Origin of the sequence: Streptomyces sp. NBC_00503 (assembly GCF_036346895.1) — a bacterium.
Classification (GTDB): Bacteria; Actinomycetota; Actinomycetes; order Streptomycetales; family Streptomycetaceae; genus Streptomyces.
The window spans coordinates 3,961,320-3,983,154 of record NZ_CP107855.1 but is presented as its reverse complement, the minus strand read 5'-3'; the positions used below and the strand labels follow the sequence as shown (position 1 = coordinate 3,983,154).

At 69.4% G+C, this 21,835-nt stretch carries 24 protein-coding genes; 13 read left to right on the top strand and 11 right to left on the bottom strand.

Annotation, left to right across the window (positions count from 1 at the left end):
• Positions 1 to 62: 62 nt before the first annotated feature.
• Both OG490_RS18615 and OG490_RS18610 read right to left on the bottom strand, forming a co-directional pair.
• The gene (locus tag OG490_RS18615) at positions 63 to 1,181 is read right to left on the bottom strand and encodes a lipid II:glycine glycyltransferase FemX (RefSeq protein WP_330297423.1); all 1,119 of its coding nucleotides are present in this window, start codon (positions 1,179 to 1,181) and stop codon (positions 63 to 65) included.
• A gap of 131 nt (positions 1,182 to 1,312) precedes the next feature.
• Positions 1,313 to 1,636 (bottom strand): hypothetical protein, encoded by a 324-nt coding sequence (locus tag OG490_RS18610; protein WP_330297422.1) that lies wholly within the window; start codon positions 1,634 to 1,636, stop codon positions 1,313 to 1,315.
• Between the two features lie 249 nt (positions 1,637 to 1,885).
• On the opposite strand from OG490_RS18610, the gene rpsF reads away from it, so the two are divergent.
• The 4 genes from rpsF to rplI all read left to right on the top strand — a co-directional run bounded on the left by rpsF (position 1,886) and on the right by rplI (position 3,598).
• Positions 1,886 to 2,176, top strand: a complete 291-nt coding sequence (gene rpsF, locus OG490_RS18605) for a 30S ribosomal protein S6 (RefSeq protein WP_004950685.1) — start codon at positions 1,886 to 1,888, stop codon at positions 2,174 to 2,176.
• A gap of 73 nt (positions 2,177 to 2,249) precedes the next feature.
• On the top strand, positions 2,250 to 2,852 hold the full coding sequence (locus tag OG490_RS18600; protein WP_330297421.1) for a single-stranded DNA-binding protein: 603 nt from the start codon (positions 2,250 to 2,252) through the stop codon (positions 2,850 to 2,852).
• A 44-nt stretch (positions 2,853 to 2,896) separates the two neighbouring features.
• Positions 2,897 to 3,133, top strand: a complete 237-nt coding sequence (rpsR, locus tag OG490_RS18595) for a 30S ribosomal protein S18 (protein ID WP_005315025.1) — start codon at positions 2,897 to 2,899, stop codon at positions 3,131 to 3,133.
• 18 nt (positions 3,134 to 3,151) lie between these two features.
• On the top strand, positions 3,152 to 3,598 hold the full coding sequence (gene rplI / locus OG490_RS18590; RefSeq protein WP_330297420.1) for a 50S ribosomal protein L9: 447 nt from the start codon (positions 3,152 to 3,154) through the stop codon (positions 3,596 to 3,598).
• An 85-nt stretch (positions 3,599 to 3,683) separates the two neighbouring features.
• Here rplI and OG490_RS18585 read toward each other — a convergent pair whose 3' ends face one another.
• Entirely contained in the window at positions 3,684 to 5,021 is a 1,338-nt protein-coding gene (locus tag OG490_RS18585) for an MATE family efflux transporter (RefSeq protein WP_330297419.1), read from the bottom strand.
• Between the two features lie 452 nt (positions 5,022 to 5,473).
• On the opposite strand from OG490_RS18585, the gene dnaB reads away from it, so the two are divergent.
• Positions 5,474 to 6,937: a replicative DNA helicase gene (gene dnaB / locus OG490_RS18580; RefSeq protein WP_330300971.1), complete on the top strand. Its 1,464-nt coding sequence runs from the start codon at positions 5,474 to 5,476 to the stop codon at positions 6,935 to 6,937.
• A gap of 10 nt (positions 6,938 to 6,947) precedes the next feature.
• Positions 6,948 to 8,345 carry a serine hydrolase domain-containing protein gene (locus OG490_RS18575; protein ID WP_330297418.1) on the top strand — a complete coding sequence of 466 codons (1,398 nt, stop codon included), beginning with the start codon at positions 6,948 to 6,950 and terminating at the stop codon, positions 8,343 to 8,345.
• Between the two features lie 9 nt (positions 8,346 to 8,354).
• On the opposite strand, the gene OG490_RS18570 is transcribed toward OG490_RS18575, so the two are convergent.
• Genes OG490_RS18570 through OG490_RS18560 form a run of 3 tightly spaced genes read right to left on the bottom strand, consistent with a single transcriptional unit; the run spans position 8,355 to position 10,975 of the window.
• Positions 8,355 to 9,527: a winged helix DNA-binding domain-containing protein gene (locus tag OG490_RS18570; protein WP_330297417.1), complete on the bottom strand. Its 1,173-nt coding sequence runs from the start codon at positions 9,525 to 9,527 to the stop codon at positions 8,355 to 8,357.
• 57 nt (positions 9,528 to 9,584) lie between these two features.
• Entirely contained in the window at positions 9,585 to 10,049 is a 465-nt protein-coding gene (locus tag OG490_RS18565; protein ID WP_330297416.1) for a GNAT family N-acetyltransferase, read from the bottom strand.
• A gap of 17 nt (positions 10,050 to 10,066) precedes the next feature.
• Positions 10,067 to 10,975: a GNAT family N-acetyltransferase gene (locus tag OG490_RS18560; RefSeq protein ID WP_330297415.1), complete on the bottom strand. Its 909-nt coding sequence runs from the start codon at positions 10,973 to 10,975 to the stop codon at positions 10,067 to 10,069.
• A 134-nt stretch (positions 10,976 to 11,109) separates the two neighbouring features.
• Between OG490_RS18560 and OG490_RS18555 the strand changes: the two genes are divergently transcribed.
• Both OG490_RS18555 and OG490_RS18550 read left to right on the top strand, forming a co-directional pair.
• The gene (locus OG490_RS18555) at positions 11,110 to 11,760 is read left to right on the top strand and encodes an HAD family hydrolase (protein ID WP_330297414.1); all 651 of its coding nucleotides are present in this window, start codon (positions 11,110 to 11,112) and stop codon (positions 11,758 to 11,760) included.
• A 58-nt stretch (positions 11,761 to 11,818) separates the two neighbouring features.
• A complete protein-coding gene (locus OG490_RS18550) occupies positions 11,819 to 13,105 on the top strand; it encodes a globin domain-containing protein (protein WP_443065960.1) in 1,287 nt (428 codons plus the stop codon).
• A 32-nt stretch (positions 13,106 to 13,137) separates the two neighbouring features.
• Here OG490_RS18550 and OG490_RS18545 read toward each other — a convergent pair whose 3' ends face one another.
• The 4 genes from OG490_RS18545 to OG490_RS18530 all read right to left on the bottom strand — a co-directional run bounded on the left by OG490_RS18545 (position 13,138) and on the right by OG490_RS18530 (position 15,792).
• Entirely contained in the window at positions 13,138 to 13,617 is a 480-nt protein-coding gene (locus OG490_RS18545; protein WP_330297412.1) for an NUDIX hydrolase, read from the bottom strand.
• A 119-nt stretch (positions 13,618 to 13,736) separates the two neighbouring features.
• Entirely contained in the window at positions 13,737 to 14,912 is a 1,176-nt protein-coding gene (locus OG490_RS18540) for a cystathionine gamma-lyase (RefSeq protein ID WP_330297411.1), read from the bottom strand.
• Entirely contained in the window at positions 14,909 to 15,400 is a 492-nt protein-coding gene (locus OG490_RS18535) for a low molecular weight protein-tyrosine-phosphatase (protein WP_330297410.1), read from the bottom strand. The genes OG490_RS18540 and OG490_RS18535 overlap by 4 nt, the downstream gene beginning before the upstream one ends.
• A gap of 11 nt (positions 15,401 to 15,411) precedes the next feature.
• Positions 15,412 to 15,792: a phage holin family protein gene (locus OG490_RS18530; RefSeq protein WP_330297409.1), complete on the bottom strand. Its 381-nt coding sequence runs from the start codon at positions 15,790 to 15,792 to the stop codon at positions 15,412 to 15,414.
• Positions 15,793 to 15,882: 90 nt separating this feature from the next.
• Between OG490_RS18530 and OG490_RS18525 the strand changes: the two genes are divergently transcribed.
• The 4 genes from OG490_RS18525 to OG490_RS18510 all read left to right on the top strand — a co-directional run bounded on the left by OG490_RS18525 (position 15,883) and on the right by OG490_RS18510 (position 18,158).
• Positions 15,883 to 16,200: a cupin domain-containing protein gene (locus OG490_RS18525; RefSeq protein ID WP_330297408.1), complete on the top strand. Its 318-nt coding sequence runs from the start codon at positions 15,883 to 15,885 to the stop codon at positions 16,198 to 16,200.
• A 163-nt stretch (positions 16,201 to 16,363) separates the two neighbouring features.
• Positions 16,364 to 16,582 carry a DUF5326 family protein gene (locus OG490_RS18520; protein ID WP_330300970.1) on the top strand — a complete coding sequence of 73 codons (219 nt, stop codon included), beginning with the start codon at positions 16,364 to 16,366 and terminating at the stop codon, positions 16,580 to 16,582.
• A 258-nt stretch (positions 16,583 to 16,840) separates the two neighbouring features.
• The gene (locus tag OG490_RS18515) at positions 16,841 to 17,611 is read left to right on the top strand and encodes an IclR family transcriptional regulator (RefSeq protein ID WP_443065835.1); all 771 of its coding nucleotides are present in this window, start codon (positions 16,841 to 16,843) and stop codon (positions 17,609 to 17,611) included.
• Between the two features lie 97 nt (positions 17,612 to 17,708).
• Positions 17,709 to 18,158 (top strand): SsgA family sporulation/cell division regulator, encoded by a 450-nt coding sequence (locus OG490_RS18510; RefSeq protein WP_330297406.1) that lies wholly within the window; start codon positions 17,709 to 17,711, stop codon positions 18,156 to 18,158.
• 171 nt (positions 18,159 to 18,329) lie between these two features.
• On the opposite strand, the gene OG490_RS18505 is transcribed toward OG490_RS18510, so the two are convergent.
• The gene (locus tag OG490_RS18505; RefSeq protein WP_443065834.1) at positions 18,330 to 19,829 is read right to left on the bottom strand and encodes a YibE/F family protein; all 1,500 of its coding nucleotides are present in this window, start codon (positions 19,827 to 19,829) and stop codon (positions 18,330 to 18,332) included.
• A 178-nt stretch (positions 19,830 to 20,007) separates the two neighbouring features.
• Between OG490_RS18505 and thiC the strand changes: the two genes are divergently transcribed.
• On the top strand, positions 20,008 to 21,795 hold the full coding sequence (gene thiC, locus OG490_RS18500) for a phosphomethylpyrimidine synthase ThiC (RefSeq protein ID WP_330297404.1): 1,788 nt from the start codon (positions 20,008 to 20,010) through the stop codon (positions 21,793 to 21,795).
• Positions 21,796 to 21,835 lie beyond the last annotated feature (40 nt).

Here is a 21,835-nt window from a genome sequence, read left to right as displayed (position 1 = left end):
TCCGGAGCCTCTCTCGAAAAGCTGCGTGGTGCAGCGGTGCGGTGTGTGGATGGGGCGGTGGATCAGCGGCGGGACATGTAGATGTCGAGCGCCTTGTGGAGCAGCTTGTTGAGCGGGAAGTCCCACTCGCCGACGTACTCGACGGCCTCGCCGCCCGTGCCGACCTTGAACTGGATCAGACCGAACAGGTGGTCGTTCTCGTCCAGGGTGTCACTGATGCCGCGCAGGTCGTAGACGCTTGCGCCGAGCGCGTACGAATCGCGCAGCATGCGCCACTGCATGGCGTTCGAGGGGCGGACCTCGCGCTTGTGGTTGGCGGAGGCGCCGTACGAGTACCAGACGTGCTGGCCGACGGTGAGCATCGTGGCGGCGGCCAGCGGCTCCCCCTCGTGCTTGGCGATGTACAGCCGCATGCGGTTGGGGTCCTCGGCGTTGAGGGCCTTCCACTGGCGCTGGAAGTAGACGAGCGGGCGCGGGCGGAACTTGTCGCGCTCGGCCGTGATCTCGTACAGGTGCTGCCAGGTCGCCAGGTCCTCGTAGCCGCCCTGGACCACCTCGACGCCGGCCTTCTCGGCCTTCTTGATGTTGCGGCGCCACAGCTGGTTGAAGCCCTTGAGGACGTCGTCCAGCGAGCGGTTGGCCAGCGGCACCTGGAAGACGTAGCGGGGCTGGACGTCGCCGAAGCCGGCGCCGCCGTCCTCGCCCTGCTGCCAGCCCATGCGGCGCAGCTTGTCGGAGACCTCGAAGGCGCGGGGCTCGATGTGCGAAGCCTCCACGTCACGCAGGCGCTTGACCTCCGGGTCCTGGATTCCGGCCTTGATGGCGGCGGAGTTCCAGCGGCGGATGACGACGGGCGGACCCATCTTCACGGTGAAGGCGCCCTGCTGCTTGAGGTGGGCCAGCATCGGCTGGAGCCATTCCTCGAGATTGGGGGCGTACCAGTTGATGACGGGGCCCTCGGGAAGGTACGCGAGGTACCTCTTCACCTTGGGGAGCTGGCGGTACAACACAAGGGCGGCGCCGACGAGTTCGCCGGACGAGTCGAACCATCCGAGGTTCTCGGAACGCCACTCGTTCTTCACGTCGGCCCACGCCGGGACCTGGCAGTGGCTAGCCGAGGGCAGGCTCTGGAGGTAGCCCAGATGCTGCTCTCGGCTGATGGTCCTCAGGGACAGGCTCATGCGGGGCGTCTCCTCCGGCGGCTTCGCTGGCTATGGCGCGAAGCCTACTGCGACAAGGGCGCCACCCATCTGGGGGACGGGCCGGGCCCGGGCCGGTGGGAGGCCGGCGCCCTGTCGCGGAGGTACGCCGGTCAGCCCAGCCAGCCGCCGAAGAGCCCGCCGTGTGCCATGCCGAGGAAGAAGCCGATGCCAGCAGCACCAAGGCCGACGATCAGTGCGAAGCGCTCGCGTGTCGTCTCCGAGATGAACTGTCCGTAGGCGCCGGTGAGGATCCCGACCAGCCCGGTCCACGAGCTGAGCAGGTGCAGATTGTGGAAGAACGCCGTGATGAACGCCACGGCGCCGAGGATCAGAGTGACCGCGACCAGGGTGTCCTGGACCGGATGGGGCTTGCCGTCCGTCGCGAAGAGCGAGATCGACGGGGGCGTGGACTGGCGTCGCATTGCCTGTGCCATCGGAAGGCACCTCCTGGCTGCAGCAGAGCGGTGCTGCGGGCCTGCTCCGGCAGGGGCCGGGGCATAGCACCGAGCACACCCGATGGATACAGATTGTGGCCTCCTGGTGCCGGATTTCAACCGGAAGGAGTCGAGCAGGTAGTCTGTACGGTCTGCGCGGTGTCTGCTTGCGGACGCCGTGCGTACGCATCACGACCCTCCTGCCACGGAACGACCGTGGCCGCTGAGTCCAAAGGAGGTGGGTTCCACATGCGTCACTACGAAGTGATGGTCATCCTCGACCCCGATCTCGAGGAGCGCGCTGTCTCCCCGCTGATCGAGAACTTCCTTTCTGTCGTCCGTGAGGGCAACGGAAAGGTCGAGAAGGTCGACACCTGGGGCCGTCGTCGTCTCGCTTACGAGATCAAGAAGAAGCCCGAGGGCATCTACTCGGTCATCGACCTCCAGGCCGAGCCTGCGGTCGTCAAGGAGCTTGACCGACAGATGAACCTGAACGAGTCGGTTCTCCGGACCAAGGTCCTCCGCCCCGAGACCCACTGAACTTCGGTTCAGCGGTAATCGGGACCGAGTAGCAACAGCAGCCCAGCAGCAATCCCCGCCGAGAGGTTCATCCATGGCAGGCGAGACCGTCATCACGGTCGTCGGCAATCTCGTCGACGACCCCGAGCTGCGCTTCACCCCCTCGGGTGCGGCGGTCGCGAAGTTCCGTGTCGCGTCCACTCCCCGCACCTTCGACAAGCAGACCAATGAGTGGAAGGACGGCGAGAGCCTGTTCCTGACCTGCTCGGTCTGGCGTCAGGCGGCTGAGAACGTCGCCGAGTCCCTTCAGCGGGGCATGCGCGTCATCGTGCAGGGCCGGCTGAAGCAGCGGTCGTACGAAGACCGTGAGGGTGTCAAGCGCACGGTCTACGAGCTGGACGTCGAGGAAGTCGGCCCCAGCTTGAAGAGCGCCACGGCCAAGGTCGCCAAGACCAGCGGTCGCGGTGGCCAGGGTGGATACGGCGGCGGCGGTCAGCAGCAGGGTGGCGGCGGTGGCAACTGGGGCGGAGCCCCCAGTGGCGGCGCTCCCCAGGGCGGCGGAGCTCCCTCCGACGACCCGTGGGCGTCCAGCGCGCCTGCCGGCGGCTCGCAGCAGGGTGGCGGCGGTGGCTGGGGCGGAAGCTCTGGTAACACCGGCGGTTCCGGCGGCGGCTACTCGGACGAGCCTCCCTTCTAAGGGCAGCTCGAACCCCCACTTCTTGATTTCACAGGAGAGACACAATGGCGAAGCCGCCTGTGCGCAAGCCTAAGAAGAAGGTCTGCGCGTTCTGCAAGGACAAGACCGCGTACGTGGACTACAAGGACACGAACATGCTGCGGAAGTTCATTTCCGACCGTGGCAAGATCCGTGCCCGCCGCGTCACCGGCAACTGCACGCAGCACCAGCGTGACGTCGCCACGGCTGTGAAGAACAGCCGTGAGATGGCGCTGCTGCCCTACACGTCCACCGCGCGATAAGGAAAGGGTGACCGAATAATGAAGATCATCCTGACCCACGAGGTCTCTGGCCTCGGCACCGCCGGCGATGTCGTCGACGTCAAGGACGGTTACGCTCGCAACTACCTGGTCCCGCGTGGTTTCGCGATCCGCTGGACCAAGGGTGGCGAGAAGGACGTGGCGCAGATCCGCCGCGCCCGCAAGATCCACGAGATCGCGACCATCGAGCAGGCCAACGAGTTCAAGGCCAAGCTCGAGGCCGTGAAGGTCCGTCTGGCCACCCGTGCGGGTGACGCCGGTCGTCTCTTCGGTTCCGTCACGCCGGCCGACATCGCCACGGCGGTCGAGGCTTCCGGTGGCCCCAAGGTCGACAAGCGTCGCGTCGAGCTGGGCTCCCCGATCAAGACCCTCGGTTCCTACCAGGTCTCCGTGCGTCTGCACGCCGACGTGGTCGCGAACGTGGGCGTCGAGGTCGTCGCCGCCTAAGGGCTGCGCAATGAAGGGCCGCACCCCCTCGGGGGTGCGGCCCTTCGTCGTTCTCGCGATGTTTCACGTGAAACATCGGCGCGGTCTAGCGGGTCGCCCCCGCGATCAGCCAGCGGCCCGAGCGGGTGCGCAGCTGGAGGGTGACCATGCGGACCAGCATCATCAGCGCCATGGCGCACCAGAGGGCCGTCAGCCCCCCTCCGAGGGCCGGTACGAGCAGGGCGGCCGGGGCGAACACGGCGAGGGTCAGCAGCATGGCCCAGGCCAGGTAGCGGCCGTCGCCGGCGCCCATCAGGACCCCGTCGAGGATGAAGACGATGCCGCAGACGGGCTGGCAGGCGGCCGCCACGAGCAGGGCGGGCAGCAGCGCGTCCTCGACGGCGGGGTCGCTGGTGAAGAGCGGGACGAACACGGGACGGGCCGCGATCACCAGGAGGCCCAGGACGATGCCGGAGACGATCCCCCACTGCACCATGCGACGGCAGGCGGCCTTGGCTCCCTCGGTGTCCCCCGCGCCGAGGTAGCGCCCGATGATGGCCTGCCCGGCGATCGCGATCGCGTCGAGGGCGAAGGCGAGCAGGGTCCACAGGGAGAGCAGGATCTGGTGGGCCGCGATGTCGGCGTCGCCCAGGCGCGCGGCGACGGCGGTGGCGATCAGCAGGATGGCGCGCAGGGACAGGGTCCGCACCAGCAACGGTACGCCCGCCTGGGCGCAGGCCCGGATCCCCGCCGCATCGGGGCGCAGGGAGGCGCCGTGCCGGCGGGCGCCGCGGACGACCACGGTCAGGTAGGCGGCGGCCATGGCGCACTGGGCGATCACGGTGCCCCAGGCGGAGCCGGCGATGCCGAGGCCCGCGCCGTAGACGAGGGCGAGGTTCAGGGCCGCGTTGAGGGTGAAGCCGCCGATGGCGACGTAGAGCGGGGTCCGGGTGTCCTGGAGGCCGCGGATCACTCCGATGGCGGCGAGCACCACGAGCATCGCGGGGATGCCGAGGGCGGAGATCCGCAGATAGGTGATCGCGTACGGGGCGACGGTGTCGGAGGCACCGAAGAAGGAGACCAGGGAGGGCGCCGCGGGCAGGACGACGGCGATGACGGCCGCGCCGAGCAGGAGGGCGAGCCAGATGCCGTCCATGCCCTGCCGGATGGCGGCCGGGAGGTCGCCGGCACCGACGCGGCGGGCCACGGCCGAGGTGGTGGCGTAGGCGAGGAAGACGAAGAGGCTCACGGCGGTGGTGAGCAGGGCTGCCGCGATGCCGAGACCGGCCAGCTGGGGGGTGCCGAGGTGCCCCACGATGGCGCTGTCGGCCATCACGAAGAGGGGTTCGGCGACGAGCGCGCCGAAGGCGGGGAGGGCGAGCGCGAAGATCTCGCGGTCGTGTCGTCCAGAGGCAGCCTTCGGTGCTGCGGGGGCCTGTCTCATGTGCTCAATCTAATCTTCCACAGGTAATAGACGCAAAGCTCTTTAGAACCTTACCTCCGCGCCGATTCGCGCGTTCGTCCCACCTCATTGGAGGCGATCTTGAGACAGTGGCGAATATTTTTCTCACCCACAGTCAGTGGAGGGAGAATTTGCAGGTCAGGTGGGGTGGCGGGGTGGGTCTGGTGATTTTGTCCACAGCACCGTCCCCCGGTCCGTGCACAGCTTCGGGGGAGTTACCCACAGCATTGGCGCCGTCATCCACATCTCATCCACACAGCCTGTGGATAACAAGATTGGCTGACGCCGCTCCCGGCCCTACCGTGGATCGTTGTCCGACTCGCCGAGAGCCGATTCGGGTGCCCCAAATGTCAGAGCCGTGTCGTAGAAAGAGTGGCACGGCAATGTCCGCGTTGCGGACGGGAGGAGGTGGCCCGGTGAGCATGCCCGAGCCCATGGACGACCCCTGGGCCGACAGCGGTCCAGGTGACCGTCTGCCCGCCCGTTCGCGCCGTAACGGCGAAGGCCGCGGCCGCGGGGACGAGGACCAGGACCGAGGGCGCGAGTCGGGCTCCTGGGACGGCGGAGGGGGCGGCTTCGAGCGCGTCCCGCCGCAGGACCTCGATGCCGAGCAGTCCGTCCTGGGCGGCATGCTGCTGTCCAAGGACGCCATCGCCGATGTGGTCGAGGTGCTCAAGGGCCACGACTTCTACCGCCCGTCGCACGAGACCATCTACCAGGCCATCCTCGACCTGTACGCCAAGGGCGAGCCGGCCGACCCGATCACCGTCAGCGCCGAACTGACCCGGCGCGGCGAGATCACCAAGGTCGGCGGGGCTCCGTACCTGCACACGCTGGTCCAGTCCGTCCCGACCGCGGCGAACGCCGAGTACTACGCCGAGATCGTCCACGAGCGGGCCGTCCTGCGAAGGCTGGTCGCGGCCGGTACGAAGATCACGCAGATGGGTTATGCCGCCGACGGGGACGTCGACGAGATCGTCAACAGTGCCCAGGCCGAGATCTACGCCGTCACCGAGCAGCGGACCTCCGAGGACTACCTGCCGCTGGGCGACATCATGGAAGGCGCCCTCGACGAGATCGAGGCGATCGGCTCGCGCAGCGGCCAGATGTCGGGCGTCCCGACCGGCTTCACGGACCTGGATTCGCTGACCAACGGTCTGCACCCCGGCCAGATGATCGTCATCGCGGCCCGCCCCGCCATGGGTAAGTCCACCCTCGCGCTGGACTTCGCCCGTGCCTGCTCCATCAAGGCCAACCTGCCCAGCGTCATCTTCTCCCTCGAAATGGGGCGCAACGAGATCGCGATGCGCCTGCTCTCGGCGGAGGCCCGGGTGGCCCTGCACCACATGCGCTCGGGCACCATGACGGACGACGACTGGACCCGGCTGGCCCGCCGGATGCCGGACGTCTCCGCCGCCCCCCTCTACATCGACGACTCCCCGAACCTGTCGATGATGGAGATCCGCGCCAAGTGCCGCCGGCTCAAGCAGCGCAACGACCTCTCGCTCGTCGTCATCGACTACCTCCAGCTGATGCAGTCGGGTGGCTCGCGCCGTCCCGAGAGCCGCCAGCAGGAGGTCTCGGACATGTCCCGAAACCTCAAGCTGCTGGCCAAGGAGCTGGAGGTGCCGGTGATCGCGCTGTCCCAGCTGAACCGTGGTCCCGAGCAGCGCACCGACAAGAAGCCGATGGTCTCCGACCTGCGTGAATCCGGCTCGATCGAGCAGGACGCCGACATGGTGATCCTGCTCCACCGCGAGGACGCGTACGAGAAGGAGTCCCCCCGTGCGGGTGAGGCGGACCTGATCGTGGCCAAGCACCGTAACGGTCCGACGGCCACCATCACCGTCGCCTTCCAGGGTCATTATTCGCGGTTCGTGGACATGGCCAACACGTAGCATCCGCCCCATGGATGCCGTATCTGAAGATCTTGTCCTGCTTCCCGCGACCCGGCGCGCGCTCCTGAGGCGGATCGCCGTCGCCCAGCGCGAAGGCCGGGCGCCGTCCCTGGTGGCGGCCGTGGTGCGGGGCGGAGAGGTGGTCTGGGAGGGCTCCCGGACCATGGTCGAGGGACACGGGCCCGACGGGAACGTCCAGTACCGGATCGGGTCGATCACCAAGACGTTCACCGCCGTTCTGGTGATGCGCCTGCGCGACGAGGGACTGCTGGCGCTCGGTGATCCGGTGGAGAAGTTCCTGCCGGGCACGGGTGCGGCCACGGGCGTCGGAGAGGTGACCATCGGCCAGCTGCTCTCCCACACGGGCGGGTTGGCGGCCGAGACGCCGGGCGAGTGGTGGGAGCGGACGCCGGGCGCGATGCGGCCGGAGCTCTCGGACGTGCTCGGCGAGCAGCCCTTCCGTTTCGAGCCGGGCCGGCGCCACCACTACTCCAACCCGGGCTACACGCTGCTGGGTTCGGTCGTGGAGGCGGTACGCGGCAAGCCGTGGGAAGAGGTGCTCCGGGCCGAGGTGCTGGAACCGCTGGGGCTGGCGCGCACGACGGCGCAGCCGCAGGCCCCGGCCGCGGGCGGCTGGGCGGTGCACCCGTGGGCGGACGTGATGATGCCCGAACCGGCGGAGGACCTGGGGCTCATGGCCCCGGCCGGCCAGCTGTGGTCCACCACCGGTGACCTGGCGCGGTTCGCGGCCTTCCTCGTACGGGGCGACGAGCGCGTGCTGAGCGCCGAGTCGGTCCGGGAGATGCGGACGTCGGCCACTCCGCCGGAGCCGGGTCTCGCCGACCTCGGCTACGGGCTCGGAATGCAGCTGACGCAGTACGGCGAGCACAGGCTCGCGGGGCACACCGGCTCGCTCCCGGGCTTCGTGGCCTGCCTGTGGCTGAGCGAGGCGGAGGACGTGGCCGCGGTGGTGCTGGCCAACTGCACCTCGGGGCTGCCCGTCTCCACGCTGGCCGCCGATCTGGTGGCGATCGTCGCGCAGGCCGAGCCGCGCCTGCCCGAGCCCTGGCGGCCGCTCCGGGAGGCCGATCCGGTCGCCCTGGAGCTGTGCGGCCCCTGGTACTGGGGTACATCGGCTCAGGCCGTACGGCTGACCTACGACGGGTTCCTCGAGCTGGGCCCGGTGGCCGCCAATGGGCGCTCCGCCCGCTTCCGGGCGGAGCCGGACGGCAGCTGGACGGGCCTGAACGGCTACTACGCGGGCGAGTCGCTGCGGGCCGTGCGACGGCCGGACGGGTCGGTGAGCCACCTCGACCTCGGCTCGTTCGTGTTCACCCGCGAGCCGTACGACACCCACGCGCCGGTACCCGGCGGGGTGGACCCGCAGGGTTGGCGGGGCATCGGCTAGGCCCCGCCTTCATCCCGCTACGAGTTCACGCTCCAGCGGGGTGCGGAAGCGCGGGGTGATCCGGGCCTCCCCGAGCCAGGAGCCCAGCCGCTCGGCTTCCGCCGCGATCGCCTTCCCGGCGGGGCGGCCCGGATCCGCGAGCAGCCGGTGGACGATCCGGCCGTCGGGGAGCTGGGCCCAACCGCCGACGATCTCGCCGTTCCACCACACGGTGGGGCCGATGTTGCCGGAGGAGTCGAAGAGGGCCGCCCGGTGCGCCGGGTCCAGGTGGAAGCCGCGGTCGGCCCAGCCCATTGCGCTGGGGTCCAGGGCGGGCAGCAGGGCGGCCCAGGGCTCCAGGGCGGGCTCGGGTCCGAAGTCGCCGGGACCGACGAGTGCGGTGGAGCCGTCCTCCAGCCGGACCTCCTCGGGGCCGACGGCCGCGAGGGCCTTGCGGGTGTCGGTGAGGGTCCAGCCGGTCCACCACTTGAGGTCGGCTTCGGTGGCCGGGCCGTAGGAGTGCAGCCACCGGCGGGCGAGTTCGGCGCGGGCCTCGGCCGGGGGCATGGCGGGCCAGGGCTCGGTGTGCACCCAGCGGTACTGGCTGGAGGTCCACGATCCCCGGGGCCGGTCGCGGCGGATGCGGCCGTCGGCGGCGAGCAGCCGGATGACGCGGCTGGCGACACCCGTCTCGGTCTCGTACTTCTTGCCCCGGAAGACGGTGATCTTCTGTCGGAGGACGGGTACGGCGGCGGAGAGCTGGCTCCCGGTGGACGGCCCCCGGGAGTCGAGCGCGTCCAGCGTGGCGCTCTCGGCCCGTGCCAGCCAGTCGGCGTCGAGACCCTGGCCGTCCTCCTGGAGGTGCTTGAGGAGCGTGCGGCGCTCCTTGGTGGCGATGGCCCGCGCCGTGGAGGAGTCCACGTACGGCGCGAGTTCGGTGGAGACGGCGAAGAGCGTGTTGCGCATGCTGAGCAGCCGCACGAGGCTCACGTCCTCGTAGAGGGCCCGCTCGATCACGGAGGGCTCGCCCTCGCGCAGCCGGGCGCGGGCCGAGAGGAAGACCGTCGAGGCGTCGGTGGCGTGCAGGGCGATGACGGCGTCCGCGACCTGAGGCACATCGGTGGCGCGGGCGGACGGCGCGAGCCGGTGCCGGCGGCCGAGCCGGTTCCTGCGCTCGGCGTCAGTGACGAGGGGAAGGCTCATCTTCCCGATCGTAGGCCGGACCGCCGACAGGAGGGGCCCGGCCTACGCGGGGCGGGTTCAGAGCTGGAGCTTGAACCCGAGGTGGGAGCCGGTGAAGCCGAGCCGCTCGTAGAAGCGGTGGGCGTCGGTGCGGGCCATGTCCGAGGTGAGCTGGACGAGGTTGCAGTCCTCGGCACGGGACTGTTCGATCGCCCATTCGATGAACCGGGTGCCGAGACCGCTGCCCCGCTCGTCCGCATGGACGCGTACGCCTTCGATGATCGAACGCGTGGCTCCCTTGCGGGAGAGTCCGGGGACGATCGTCAGCTGGAGGGTGCCGACGACGCGGCCCGCGCGGACGGCGACGACCACGTGCTGGTGCGGATCGCCCGCCAGCCGTTCGAAGGCCGCCCGGTAGGGGGACAGATCGTCCGGTGACTCCCGGGTCATGCCGAGCGGATCGTCGGCCAGCATCGCGACGATCGCGGGCAGATCCTCCTCGACGGCCGGGCGAATGATCAGGTCGGAGTCTTCTCCGGTCATGGTGCGATGCTCCTCGCTCACCCTGCCGCCACGGTGATCGGGGCCCATCGGCGGGTCCAGTCACCGGGCAGGCCGGGGATGTTCCGGGTCATGACGGCATTGAAGGCAATGGAGCCGAGGCCCCGCTCCTTGAGCCAGCCGAGCAGCTCTTCGTGGCGCACGTCGACATCGGTGCGCAGGGGGCGGTCGGTCGCGGCGGCCAGGGCGGTGACCAGAGCCTGAGCCGTGCCGGTGTCCCGGGCGACCAGCGGCCCGATGACATGGGTCTCCATGTTGGGCCAGATGGCGCCGTAGCCGATCAGCTCGCCGGCAGCGTCCTCGGCGACGAGGAGCCGGTCCGTGAAGGCGGGCAGCCGGGTGATCAGGTGCGTCCGGTCGGTGCCGAAGACCTCGCCGTCCAGCCGGAGGATCCTCTGGATGTCCTCGGCGGTGGCCGGCCGGACCGGGACGGTGCCCGGCGTGGGCGCACCGGCATCCGGGCGGAAGGCACCCCGGAGCATCTCGGCGCGCCCCGTGGTGTCGAAGCCGAGCTCCTCGTAGAGGGGGCGGCCGTACGGGGTGGCGTGCAGGGTGAGGGGGATGCCCTTGAGGACGTCGTCGCAGATGTAGGCCATCAGGTGTCTGCCCAGACCCCGGCGGGCGTAGCGGTCGGCGACCAGGACCATGCCGATGGCGGCGAGTTCGGGCTCCGCCTGGTCGGGCCCGTACAGGGTGACCACGCAGACCGCGGCAAGCCCCTGTCCGTCCGGGGCTTCGATGCCGTAGCCGTGGCCGGAGGCGAGCAGGAGCCCCCACTTGTGATCCTCGCGGGGCCAACCGCGGTCTTCGGAGAGATCGGCGCAGTGGGGGAGGTCGTCCACAGTCAGTGCGCGGATCGGCAGGGCGGTGAGAAGGGGTGGTGGTGTCACAGCCCCAGACTGGTTCATCGGCCGGGGCCCGGTCCAGGGAATTTGGGCTGGATGTTTCACGTGAAACATCCAGGTGGGGAAGGTGGAACCGGCCGATGTTTCACGTGAAACACGCTGTTTCACGTGAAACGGAGCCACTAGCCTCGACGGTTATGACCCTCCTGCACCTGTTCGACCTCGACGGAACGCTGATGTACGGATCGGCGGCCCCCGTCGAGATCTCCCGTCAGCTCGGACTGGCGGACGAGATCGCCCAACTGGAGCGTGCCTTCGTGGCGCAGGAGATCGGGCCGCACGAGTTCGCGCTGGCCGCCCAGAAGCTCTGGACGGACCTGACCCCGGCACATGTGCGGGCCGCGTTCGACGAGGCGCCCTGGATTTCAGGCATCCGCGAGGTGTGGCAGGAGATCCGGGAACGCGGGGACTACTGCGCGGTGATCTCGCTGTCGCCCTCGTTCTTCGTGGAGCTCCTGCTGGAGTGGGGCGCGCATGCCGCGCACGGTTCGGTCTTCCCGGAGGTTCCGTTCACACGGCCCGTGGACATGGCCGGAATCCTGACGCCGGAGGGCAAGGTGACCGTCGCCGACCGGCTGTGCGCGCAGTTCGGGCTGGAGCGGAGCGACTGTGTCGCGTACGGGGATTCCAGTACCGACGTGGCGCTCTTCGAGGCCGTCCCGCGCTCGGTCGCGGTGAACGCCCGGCCGTACCTCGTGGAGAAGGCGACACACGTCTACGAGGGCCGTGACCTGCGGGAGGCATACCAGCTGGCAGGGGTGGCGCGCACGGGAGTTGAGGCATCTTAAGGGGAAAGTGGGTTCGAAACGCGGATTTCCCGCATTTCCCCGCAAGCTCTGGGGCGGACTGGCACGCTGTGGAACCCGGAACCACGGATTCGAAGGCCGTGGCGCGTGCAGACCTACCGAGATGCTCGAAGCGAGGCACCGCATGGACGCTCCGCCCACCAGATCGGCAAGACGGAGGACCGCCCGGATACCGTCCGGGGGCAGTGCGCCAGAGGCCTCTCCCGCGCCCTCCCCCGATGCCGTGCTCATCCGCCGGACCCTCGCGGAAATCGCACCCGTCGCCGACAAGGTGACTTCCTACTTCTACGCCCTGGTGTTCACGGCGCACCCGGATCTGCGGGGGATGTTCCCCGCCGCCATGGACACCCAACGGGACCGGCTGCTGAAGGCGCTGCTGACCGCCGCCGAGCACATCGACCATCCCGAAGTGCTCACCGCGTACCTGAGCCGACTCGGCAGCGGGCACCGCAAGTACGGCACCCAGCCCGCCCACTATCCACCGGTGGGCGAGGCCCTGATCGGGGCACTGGCCCGCTACGCCCACGACAGCTGGGGGCCGGAGACCGAAGCCGCCTGGGCACGGGCGTACACCGCGATCTCCCAGATCATGATCGACGCGGCGGCCGAGGCCGACACCAAGGCGCCGCCGTGGTGGCACGCCGAAGTGGTCTCCCACGATCTGCGCACCTCGGACATCGCGGTGCTCACCGTCCGCCCCGACCAGCCGTACCCGTTCCTCGCGGGCCAGTACACGAGCCTGGAGACCCCGTGGTGGCCACGGGTCTGGCGGCACTACTCCTTCGCCTCGGCCCCCCGCGCGGACGGACTGCTGTCCTTCCACGTCAAGGCGGTCCCGGCGGGATGGGTCTCCAACGCGCTGGTGCGCCACGCCCGGCCCGGTGACGTACTGCGGCTCGGGCCGCCGGCCGGTTCCATGGTGGTCGACCACAGCACCGACAACGGCATGATCTGCCTGGGCGGCGGCACGGGCATAGCCCCGATCAAAGCGCTGATCGAGGACGTGGCCGAGCACGGGGAACGGCGCCCGGTAGAGGTGTTCTTCGGAGCGCGCAGCGACCACGACCTCTACGACAAGGACACCCTGCTGGGTCTGCAGCGCTCGCATCCGTGGCTGTCGGTGCGCCCGGTGGTGTGCGCGGACGGACTGGCCGGACAGCTGCCGGAGGCCATCGGCGAGCACGGGCCCTGGAGTTCGTACGACGCGTTCGTCTCGGGGCCGGCCGCGATGATCCGCAGCGGGGTGGACGCGCTGAAGAGGATCGGGATCCCCGGGGAGCGCATCCGCCACGACGAGGTGGAGGAACTGGCGGGCGTCGCCGGCTGATTCCGGCGGGCGCCCGCGATCGGTTCGGAGGGTCAGCCCAGGTCGGGGGCGTGCATGGCGCGCACGCCCTCGATGTTGCCGTCGAGGTAGTGGCGCAGGGACAGCGGGACGAGGTGGACGGCGGCGATGCCCATGCGGCTGAAGGGCACGCGGACGATCTCGTACTCGCCCTCCGGCTCCTCGATCTCGGGCCCGTGGCGCTGGCTGGGATCCATGGATTCGAGATGACAGACGAAGAAGTGCTGCACCTTGACGCCGGTCACCCCCCGGTCGGCGATGTGCTCGACGGTGTCGACGAAGCAGGGCACCACATCGGTGATCTTCGCGCCGAGTTCCTCGTGGATCTCTCGGTGGAGGGCGTCGACGACGGTCAGGTCCGAGGGCTCCACGCCCCCGCCGGGGGTGAGCCAGTAGGGGTCGACGCCGGGCTTGGTGCGCTTGATGAGGATCAGGTCGTCACCGTCGAGCAGGATCGCGCGGGCGGTGCGTTTGACCACGGGACGTTCGGTCATGGGAGAAGAGTGGCCCAGACTTCCGCTTCTGAAACGCATGGCGGCGAAATGCGCCGGGGCGCGAGCCGGGCGGTCCGGGTCACCGGGCGGCAGACCCGGACCGCCTTCCGACAGGCCGATCAGGCCGTGGATCCCGCCACGTCGAGGGCCCGCAGCACGTCCGCGACCAGGTCCTCGGTGTCCTCGGCCCCGGCGGAGAAGCGGATGAACCCCTCCGGCACGGCGTCGCCGCCCCAGCGCCCGCGCCGCTCCGCGGTGGACCGCACCCCGCCGAAGCTCGTGGCGTCCTCCACGAGACGCGTGGCGGCCATGAACCGTTCCGCATGCGCGCGGTCGGCCAGGGTGAAGGAGACCACCGACCCGAAGCCCCGCATCTGGCCCGCGGCCGTCTTGTGGGACGGATCCGAGGCCAGTCCCGGGTAGCGCAGCCCCGAGACGTCCGCACGGCCGGAGAGGGCCTCGGCGACGGCGAGCGCGTTGGTCCACTGGCGCTCGCAGCGCAACTGGATGGTGGACAGGGAGCGGTGGGCGAGCCAGGCCTCCATGGGGCCCGGGATCGCTCCGACCACCTTGCGCCAGCGGCGGATCCCCGCGGCGAGTTCGGCGTCGCGGCAGACGACGTAGCCGAGCAGCAGGTCGCCGTGGCCGGTGAGGCCCTTGGTGCCGCTGGCCACCGAGAAGTCGGCGCCGAGCTCCAAGGGGCGCTGGCCGAGCGGAGTCGCGAGGGTGTTGTCGACAGCGACCAGGGTGCCGCCCGCGTGTGCCGCGTCCACGAGGCGCCGGATGTCGCAGACGTCGAGCCCGGGGTTGGACGGGGTTTCCAGCCACAGCAGCCGGGCTCCGTCGAGGACCGCGAGCTGGGCGTCCCCGCCGGTGGGGGCGGTGCGCACGTGGACCCCGTAGGCCTCCAACTGCTCCCGCACGAGGGGCAGGGCCTGGTAGCCGTCGTCGGGCAGGACCACGGTGTCGCCGGCCCGCGCCTGGGAGAGCAGGACGGCGCTGACCGCGGCCATGCCGGAAGCGAAGACGACGGTGTCCACGCCCTCCTGGCCGGGGGCTTCCAGTTCCCCGATGGCCCGCTCCAGCAGGGTCCAGGTGGGGTTGGTGTCGCGCCCGTAGGTGTACGGGCCTTCGACCTCGCCGGGGAGGTGGAAGTGGGCGGCGAAGACCGGACCGGGCAGCGTCGGCTCGTTCTTGGCCGGCTCGGGAAGACCGGCGCGGACGGCGACGGTGCCGTCCCCGAGCCGCTCCGCCCGGGCGTGAGCGCTGTCGGGAGCGCTGTCGGGTGTGCTCATGGGGTGTGCTCCTTCACGGCTTCGCGTACGGCGTCCAGCAGGCCGGGGCCGGCCGCCTCGACCAGTTCCAGGCACTCTTCGAATCCGCCGAAGGGCCCGTAGTAGGGATCGGGTACGTCGCTCCGGGAGGCCGTGGCCGCAGGGTCGTAGGACCGCAGCAGCCGGACCTTGGCGGCATCCTCCGGCGTGGGAGCCAGCGCCCTGAGGTCCCGCAGGTGCCCGGCGTCGAGCGCGATGACGAGGTCCAGACCGGCGAACCAGGAGCTGCGGAACTGCCGGGCCCGGTGGGCCTGCTCGTACCCGGCGGCCTTCAGGACCGCGACGGTGCGCGGATCGGCGTCGCCCCCCTCGTGCCAGCCGCCGGTGCCCGCGCTGTCGACCTCGACCAGGTCCGCGAGCCCGGCGTCGGCGACGAGGGAGCGGAAGACGGACTCGGCCATGGGCGAGCGGCAGATGTTGCCGGTGCAGACGAAGCACACGCGGTACATGGGCGCCCGCTTCAGTTCTTGTCGGGCAGGACCATGTTCACGGCCCAGGAGACGATGGAGATGATGAGGGCGCCGATCACCGCGGTCCAGAAGTTGTCCACGTGGAAGCTGAGGTCGAACTGCTTGGCCAGCCACGAGGTCAGCATCAGCATCAGCGCGTTCACCACGAGGGTGAACAGGCCGAGGGTGAGGATGAAGAGCGGCAGCGAGAACAGCTTCACCACGGGCTTGACGATGACGTTGACCACGCCGAAGATCAGCGCGACCAGGATCAGGGTGAGGGTGCGGCGGCCCATGCTGCTGCCGTCGTCGAGGGTGATGCCTGCGAGGAGCCAGATGGCGACGGCGAGGGCCGCGGCGTTGGCCACTGTCTTGACTACGAAATTCGTCATGTGTCCGATCGTTGCAGAGATGATCCCCGTGGAACATCAGCTGATCTGCGGATGGTCACGGCACGAGAGAGCACAAGGGGTACAAAGACGATGAAGGCCTTCCGGCTGACCGAGCTCGAGGCCGAGCGGGCCGCGAACGAGGGCGCCTATCTCCAGTTCCTGCGCGAGCGGAACATGTCGGTGGGGCTCTACGCGCTGGACGCCGGTGAGAGCGACCCGCAGCAGCCGCACGGTCAGGACGAGGTGTACTTCGTCGTGAGCGGCCGGGCCTCCATCACCGTCGGGGAGGAGACGACGACGGTGGCGAACGGGAGCGTGGTCTACGTGCCGGCCGGAGTGCCGCACAAGTTCCACCACATCACCGAGAACCTCAAAGTGATGGTGGTCTTCTCTCCGCCAGAAGGGTGAACGGACCCCGGAACTGAGGGTCGGGAGCCCGGTCCCCCTAGGGGGCGGATCAGGGGACTCCGAGGGCTCGCGGGCCCCCGCCGGGAGCCGTGGCCTCCTAGCATCGAGAGCAGGAAGTCACGGACAAGGACGCGGACAGGAAGAGGTTGGGGACATGGAAGGCATCCGAGGGATATTCGAGGGCATGCCCTGGTGGGTCAAGTGGGTCGCCGTTCCGCTGCTGGTGCTGTTCGTCTTCGGCGGTGTGATCACCACGGTCCTGGGCGCACTGATCAGCTTCGTGTTCAAGGCGCTCCTCTTCGTGGCCCTCGTCGGCGGCCTGATCTTCATCGTCAAGAAGTTCACCGGCAGCGGCACGAAGTCCTCCTCCGGAGACTGGTAGAACTTGGGCAACCCGGGCAACACCGTGATTAACCCAGGTGAGGGAACGTGAAGCCCTAAACCGCTCACAGCCCGGGAATCGGCGGATAGAGTGGCAATCTGTGCCGTTCCCTGGGCACCGAAAGCCGGTACTGCCGCCCTGACCTGCGGTTCTTTCAAACAGCCGCCGAGCACGACCCCCAGGAGTCACGGCACACGCGGGGGCGGCCCCCGCAGGGCGGGCCCCCCACGGCCCGCCGCCACGCCTGGGGGTGAGCTCTTGTCTTCGGTTCACAGTGCCGGTGTGCCGACTCTGATCGGTTCGGTGCAGAGGGCATTGAGGCTGCTCGAAGCGGTCGGCTCCCATAGCGAGGGAGCCCCGGCGAAACAACTGGCGCGCGAGGCCGGGCTCCCGCTTCCCACCGCGTACCACCTGCTGCGCACCCTGACCCACGAGGGCTATCTGCGCCGGGAGAGCGGGGTCTTCGTCCTGGGTGACGCCGCGGGCCGACTGGCCGGTGGCGGGCTCCAGCAGAAACGTCGCAGCATGATCCTCGACTCCCTCGCGCACTTCCGCGACGCGGTCGGGGCCCCCGTCTACTTCGCGGTCTACCGCGAGGGTGAAATCGAGGTCGTGGGTGTATCGGACACCCCGGCCAATCCGGCCTGCGAGGAGTGGGCCGATTTCCGCGAGACCGGCCACGCGCACGCCATCGGGCAGTGCCTGCTCGGCCAGCTCGACGAGAAGGCGCGCAAGGACTACTACGACCGCCACCCGGTCGAGGCCATCACCCCTTACACCGTGGCCGACATGCGGGCTCTGGAGCAGCGGATCGGCTCCATGGAGCGGATGCAGCCGGTGACCGAGCGGCAGGAATACGCCCTGGGAACGGTGTGCGCGGCCATCCCCATCACCGCCGGAGACACGGCGGCGACCATGGCGATTTCTCTCCCTCTGCACCAGGAACATCGATTGCTGTGTGCGGTCGATCGGCTACGGAGTGAAGTAGGCGCGCTGTTGAGCACCCTCTCGTTCTCTATCAGTATCTGAAAACTCACTCCTTGTGATCTGCTAGCGCTTCCACCACTCTTGTCAAGAGGGCCTTGGGGGATCATTCCTGGCCACTTCCACTACAGCGGGGTAGGCAATGCGCGAGTCGGTACAGGCAGAGGTCATGATGAGTTTCCTCGTTTCCGAGGAGCTCTCGTTCCGGATCCCGGTCGAGCTCCGGTACGAGGCGCGTGATCCGTACGCAGTCCGTCTGACCTTCCACCTTCCCGGAGACGCGCCCGTGACCTGGGCGTTCGGCCGGGAGCTGCTTCTCGATGGGATCAACAAGCCGTGCGGTGACGGTGATGTCCACATCGCTCCCACGGATCCGGAGGAGCTGTCCGATGTCCACATCCGGCTGCAGGTGGGCGCGGACCGGGCTCTCTTCCGTGCGAGCGCGGCGCCGCTCGTCGCGTTCCTCGACCGCACCGACCGGATCGTTCCGCTCGGACAGGAGCGCAACCTCGGGGACTTCGAGGAGAACCTCGACGAGGCGCTCGACAAGATCCTGGCGGAGTCGCGGCAGAACGAGCAGAACGCCGGCTGACCGGTAGCCGGTGGCGACGCGGGCTGACCAGAGCCTGCCGACCGACCGGAATGACCATCACGCACCACCGCACGTACGCACCGCGGCTCAGCGTGCCGACGCGCTGAGCACACCACCTTGCCGTTGCCCTTGACCGGCCGCGCGCGCGAACTGACCAGCCGCGCCCGCCGGTCAGCGCTTGCGGCGCCGGCCCCGGCCGCCGCGCAGTGGCCCCGAGGCCGCCGTGCCCGCCGGGGCAGCCGTGCCCGCCGTGGATCCCGCGCGGTCGGCGGACACCACCAGCGCGGCCAGCGCCGTCGTCACGGGTACCGAGGCGACCAGTCCGATCGAGCCCACGAGGGTCCGTACGATCTCCTCCGCCACCAGCTCGCTGTTGGCCACCGAGCCCATGCTGCTGTTCGCGATCGAGAACAGCAGGAGCAGTGGCAACGCGGCGCCCGCGTAGGCCAGTACCAGTGTGTTGACCACCGAGGCGATGTGGTCCCGACCGATCCGGATTCCCGCCCTGTACAGCTCGCGCGGGCCCATCGAGGGGTCTGCCTGGTGGAGTTCCCAGACGGCCGACGTCTGGGTGACCGTCACATCGTCGAGTACGCCGAGCGATCCGATGATGACACCCGCAAGCAGCAAACCGCTCATGTCGATGTGCGGATAGAGCCCGTGGATCAGCCCGGTGTTGTCGTCGGTGTTGCCGCTCAGGAACGCCCAGCCGATGAACAGCGAGCCCAGCAGGCCGATCAGCACCAGCGACACGATGGTGCCGAGGACGGCCACCGAGGTACGGGCCGTCAGGCCGTGGCACATGTAGAGCGCGATCAGCATGATGGCGCTGGCCCCGACCACCGCCACCACCAGGGGGTTCGAGCCCTGGAGGATCGCGGGGAGGATGAACAGGGTCAGTACGCCGAAACTGACGACGAGGGCGATGAGCGCGTACACCCCGCGCATCCGCCCGACGACGACGACCGCGAGGGCGAAGATGCCCGCCAGCAGGGCCATCGGGAACTTGCGGTTCACGTCGATGACGGAGTACTGGAGGTCGCGCGGCGCGTCCGGCGCGTAGGCGACCACCACTTCCTGGCCGTTCGTCAACTGCCTTGGTGCGCCGGGCTGGATGACCTCGATGAACTCGCGGCCCTTGTCGGCGCCGGTGGAGACCTGGACGGTGGCCTTCTTGCAGTCGCCGGTCTGCTCGGCGACCGCCTCGCGGCCCGACGGGGTGGAGGTGTCGCCGGTGGCCGGCACCTGCGCGGCGTTCACGGATTTGCAGTCGACCTGTGCGAGCGCGACGACCTTCCCCTGCTGGGTCTGGCGGTCGAAGCCGACCCCGGACCGCTCGTGCGCCGGGGCTCCGCCCGGCCAGAGCACGACCATGCCGACCACAACGGCGGCGGCGAAGGGGATCAGCACGGCGGCGATCACCTTGCGCAGGTGCTTCGATACGGGGGCCGCCGGACCGTGGCTGTGCGAGTGGCCGTGGGAATGTCCGGACGGCGAGTGCGAGGACGGCGAGTGCCCGGACGAGTGCCCGGGCGCGTGTCCCGGCGAGTGCTCTGGCTCCGCATGCGCGTGGCCGGCGTGGTCGGTGTGACCAGCGGGATCTGTGGGCTCGATGGGGGGCTGCGGCGAGGACGTCACCGGCAGATCATCGCAACAGATGAGGGGGCCCACTGTTCAGCACGCCACACATGACGCTAGCGTGGGGGCTACTTTGCACAACGCGGGAGCTCGGAGCACCGGGCTGAGAGGGCGCTGATCACCGTTCGCATTCGAATATGCGTACGGGAGGAGGCTGCGTCGACCGCCGAACCTGTTACCGGGTAATGCCGGCGTAGGGAGATTAGGTCTCATGACCATTCAGGACGCACGCACGCCTGCCGTCAGCCAGGACGCCGACGGCCAGACCGAGCGCCAGCCCGGCTGGCACAAGGGGTACGTGGCGGGCTCCCGCCCCGACATCCGGGTGCCGGTTCGCCAGGTCCACCTCACCAACGGCAAGGACGTGACGCTCTACGACACGTCCGGTCCGTACACCGACCCGCAGATCGAGACCGACGTCCGCCGGGGCCTGCCGCCCCTGCGCGAAAACTGGATCATCAGCCGCGGTGACACCGAGGAGTACGCGGGCCGCCCCGCGCGCCCCGAGGACGACGGCATCAAGCACACCTCCCCGCGCGGCGGCCTCAAGAACCTCGACGCGGTCTTCCCGGGCCGTCCGCGCCTGCCCCGCCGGGGCCGTGGCGGCGCCGCCGTCACGCAGCTCGCGTACGCCCGCCGGGGCGAGATCACCCCGGAGATGGAGTACGTCGCGATCCGCGAGAACGTCTCCCCCGAGGTCGTCCGCGAGGAGATCGCCGCAGGTCGCGCGGTCATGCCGGTGAACGTGAACCACCCCGAGATCGAGCCGATGATCATCGGCAAGCGGTTCCTGGTGAAGGTCAACGCCAACATCGGGAACTCCGCGGTCACCTCCTCGATCGAGGAGGAGGTCGACAAGATGACCTGGGCGACCAAGTGGGGCGCCGACACGGTCATGGACCTCTCGACCGGCCGCAACATCCACACCACCCGCGAATGGGTGCTGCGCAACTCCCCCGTCCCGATCGGCACCGTGCCGCTGTACCAGGCGCTGGAGAAGGTCGACGGCCGCGCCGAGGACCTGACCTGGGAGATCTACAAGGACACGGTCATCGAGCAGGCCGAGCAGGGCGTCGACTACATGACGGTGCACGCCGGCGTGCTGCTGTCGTACGTCCCGCTGACCGCGCGCCGCAAGACCGGCATCGTCTCGCGCGGTGGCTCGATCATGGCCGCGTGGTGCCTGGCGCACCACAAGGAGAACTTCCTCTACACGAACTTCGAGGAGCTCTGCGAGATCCTCGCGACGTACGACGTCACGTACTCGCTGGGTGACGGCCTGCGTCCCGGTTCCATCGCGGACGCCAACGACGCGGCGCAGTTCGCGGAGCTGAAGACCCTGGGCGAGCTGAACACGATCGCCAAGCGGTACAACGTGCAGACGATGATCGAGGGCCCCGGGCACGTCCCGATGCACAAGATCAAGGAGAACATCGACCTCCAGCAGGAGATCTGCGAAGAGGCGCCGTTCTACACGCTCGGCCCGCTGACCACGGACGTCGCGCCCGCGTACGACCACATCACCTCGGGCATCGGCGCCGCGATGATCGCCTGGTGGGGCACCGCGATGCTCTGCTACGTCACGCCCAAGGAGCACCTGGGCCTGCCGAACCGCGACGACGTCAAGACCGGCGTCATCACGTACAAGATCGCTGCTCACGCGGCGGACCTGGCCAAGGGCCACCCGGGTGCCCAGGAGTGGGACGACGCCCTGTCGGACGCGCGGTTCGAGTTCCGGTGGGAGGACCAGTTCAACCTGGCCCTCGACCCGGACACGGCCCGTTCGTTCCACGACGAGACCCTCCCGGCCGAGCCGGCCAAGACCGCGCACTTCTGCTCCATGTGCGGTCCGAAGTTCTGCTCGATGAAGATCTCGCAGGACATCCGCCGTGAGCACGGCGGAGACCTGAAGGCCGAGGAGATCCAGGCCGGCATGGCGGAGAAGTCCGCCGAGTTCGCGGCCTCGGGCAACCGCGTGTACCTGCCGCTGGCGGACTGACGCACGGCCGGGGCGGCCCCGCGACCCAATGGGGGGAGTC

Bases quoted from the DNA above. Each gene is read 5' to 3' on its own strand.
- OG490_RS18535 (WP_330297410.1), bottom strand. From the start codon at position 15,400: ATGTACCGCGTGTGCTTCGTCTGCACCGGCAACATCTGCCGCTCGCCC.
- OG490_RS18560 (WP_330297415.1), bottom strand. From the start codon at position 10,975: ATGAACCAGTCTGGGGCTGTGACACCACCACCCCTTCTCACCGCCCTG.
- OG490_RS18530 (WP_330297409.1), bottom strand. From the start codon at position 15,792: ATGACGAATTTCGTAGTCAAGACAGTGGCCAACGCCGCGGCCCTCGCC.
- OG490_RS18555 (WP_330297414.1), top strand. From the start codon at position 11,110: ATGACCCTCCTGCACCTGTTCGACCTCGACGGAACGCTGATGTACGGA.
- rpsR (WP_005315025.1), top strand. From the start codon at position 2,897: ATGGCGAAGCCGCCTGTGCGCAAGCCTAAGAAGAAGGTCTGCGCGTTC.
- OG490_RS18585 (WP_330297419.1), bottom strand. From the start codon at position 5,021: ATGAGACAGGCCCCCGCAGCACCGAAGGCTGCCTCTGGACGACACGAC.
- thiC (WP_330297404.1), top strand. From the start codon at position 20,008: ATGACCATTCAGGACGCACGCACGCCTGCCGTCAGCCAGGACGCCGAC.
- OG490_RS18565 (WP_330297416.1), bottom strand. From the start codon at position 10,049: ATGACCGGAGAAGACTCCGACCTGATCATTCGCCCGGCCGTCGAGGAG.
- rpsF (WP_004950685.1), top strand. From the start codon at position 1,886: ATGCGTCACTACGAAGTGATGGTCATCCTCGACCCCGATCTCGAGGAG.
- OG490_RS18545 (WP_330297412.1), bottom strand. From the start codon at position 13,617: ATGACCGAACGTCCCGTGGTCAAACGCACCGCCCGCGCGATCCTGCTC.
- OG490_RS18600 (WP_330297421.1), top strand. From the start codon at position 2,250: ATGGCAGGCGAGACCGTCATCACGGTCGTCGGCAATCTCGTCGACGAC.
- OG490_RS18570 (WP_330297417.1), bottom strand. From the start codon at position 9,527: ATGAGCCTTCCCCTCGTCACTGACGCCGAGCGCAGGAACCGGCTCGGC.
- dnaB (WP_330300971.1), top strand. From the start codon at position 5,474: ATGGACGACCCCTGGGCCGACAGCGGTCCAGGTGACCGTCTGCCCGCC.
- OG490_RS18540 (WP_330297411.1), bottom strand. From the start codon at position 14,912: ATGAGCACACCCGACAGCGCTCCCGACAGCGCTCACGCCCGGGCGGAG.
- OG490_RS18575 (WP_330297418.1), top strand. From the start codon at position 6,948: ATGGATGCCGTATCTGAAGATCTTGTCCTGCTTCCCGCGACCCGGCGC.
- OG490_RS18510 (WP_330297406.1), top strand. From the start codon at position 17,709: ATGCGCGAGTCGGTACAGGCAGAGGTCATGATGAGTTTCCTCGTTTCC.
- OG490_RS18610 (WP_330297422.1), bottom strand. From the start codon at position 1,636: ATGGCACAGGCAATGCGACGCCAGTCCACGCCCCCGTCGATCTCGCTC.
- OG490_RS18615 (WP_330297423.1), bottom strand. From the start codon at position 1,181: ATGAGCCTGTCCCTGAGGACCATCAGCCGAGAGCAGCATCTGGGCTAC.
- OG490_RS18525 (WP_330297408.1), top strand. From the start codon at position 15,883: ATGAAGGCCTTCCGGCTGACCGAGCTCGAGGCCGAGCGGGCCGCGAAC.
- rplI (WP_330297420.1), top strand. From the start codon at position 3,152: ATGAAGATCATCCTGACCCACGAGGTCTCTGGCCTCGGCACCGCCGGC.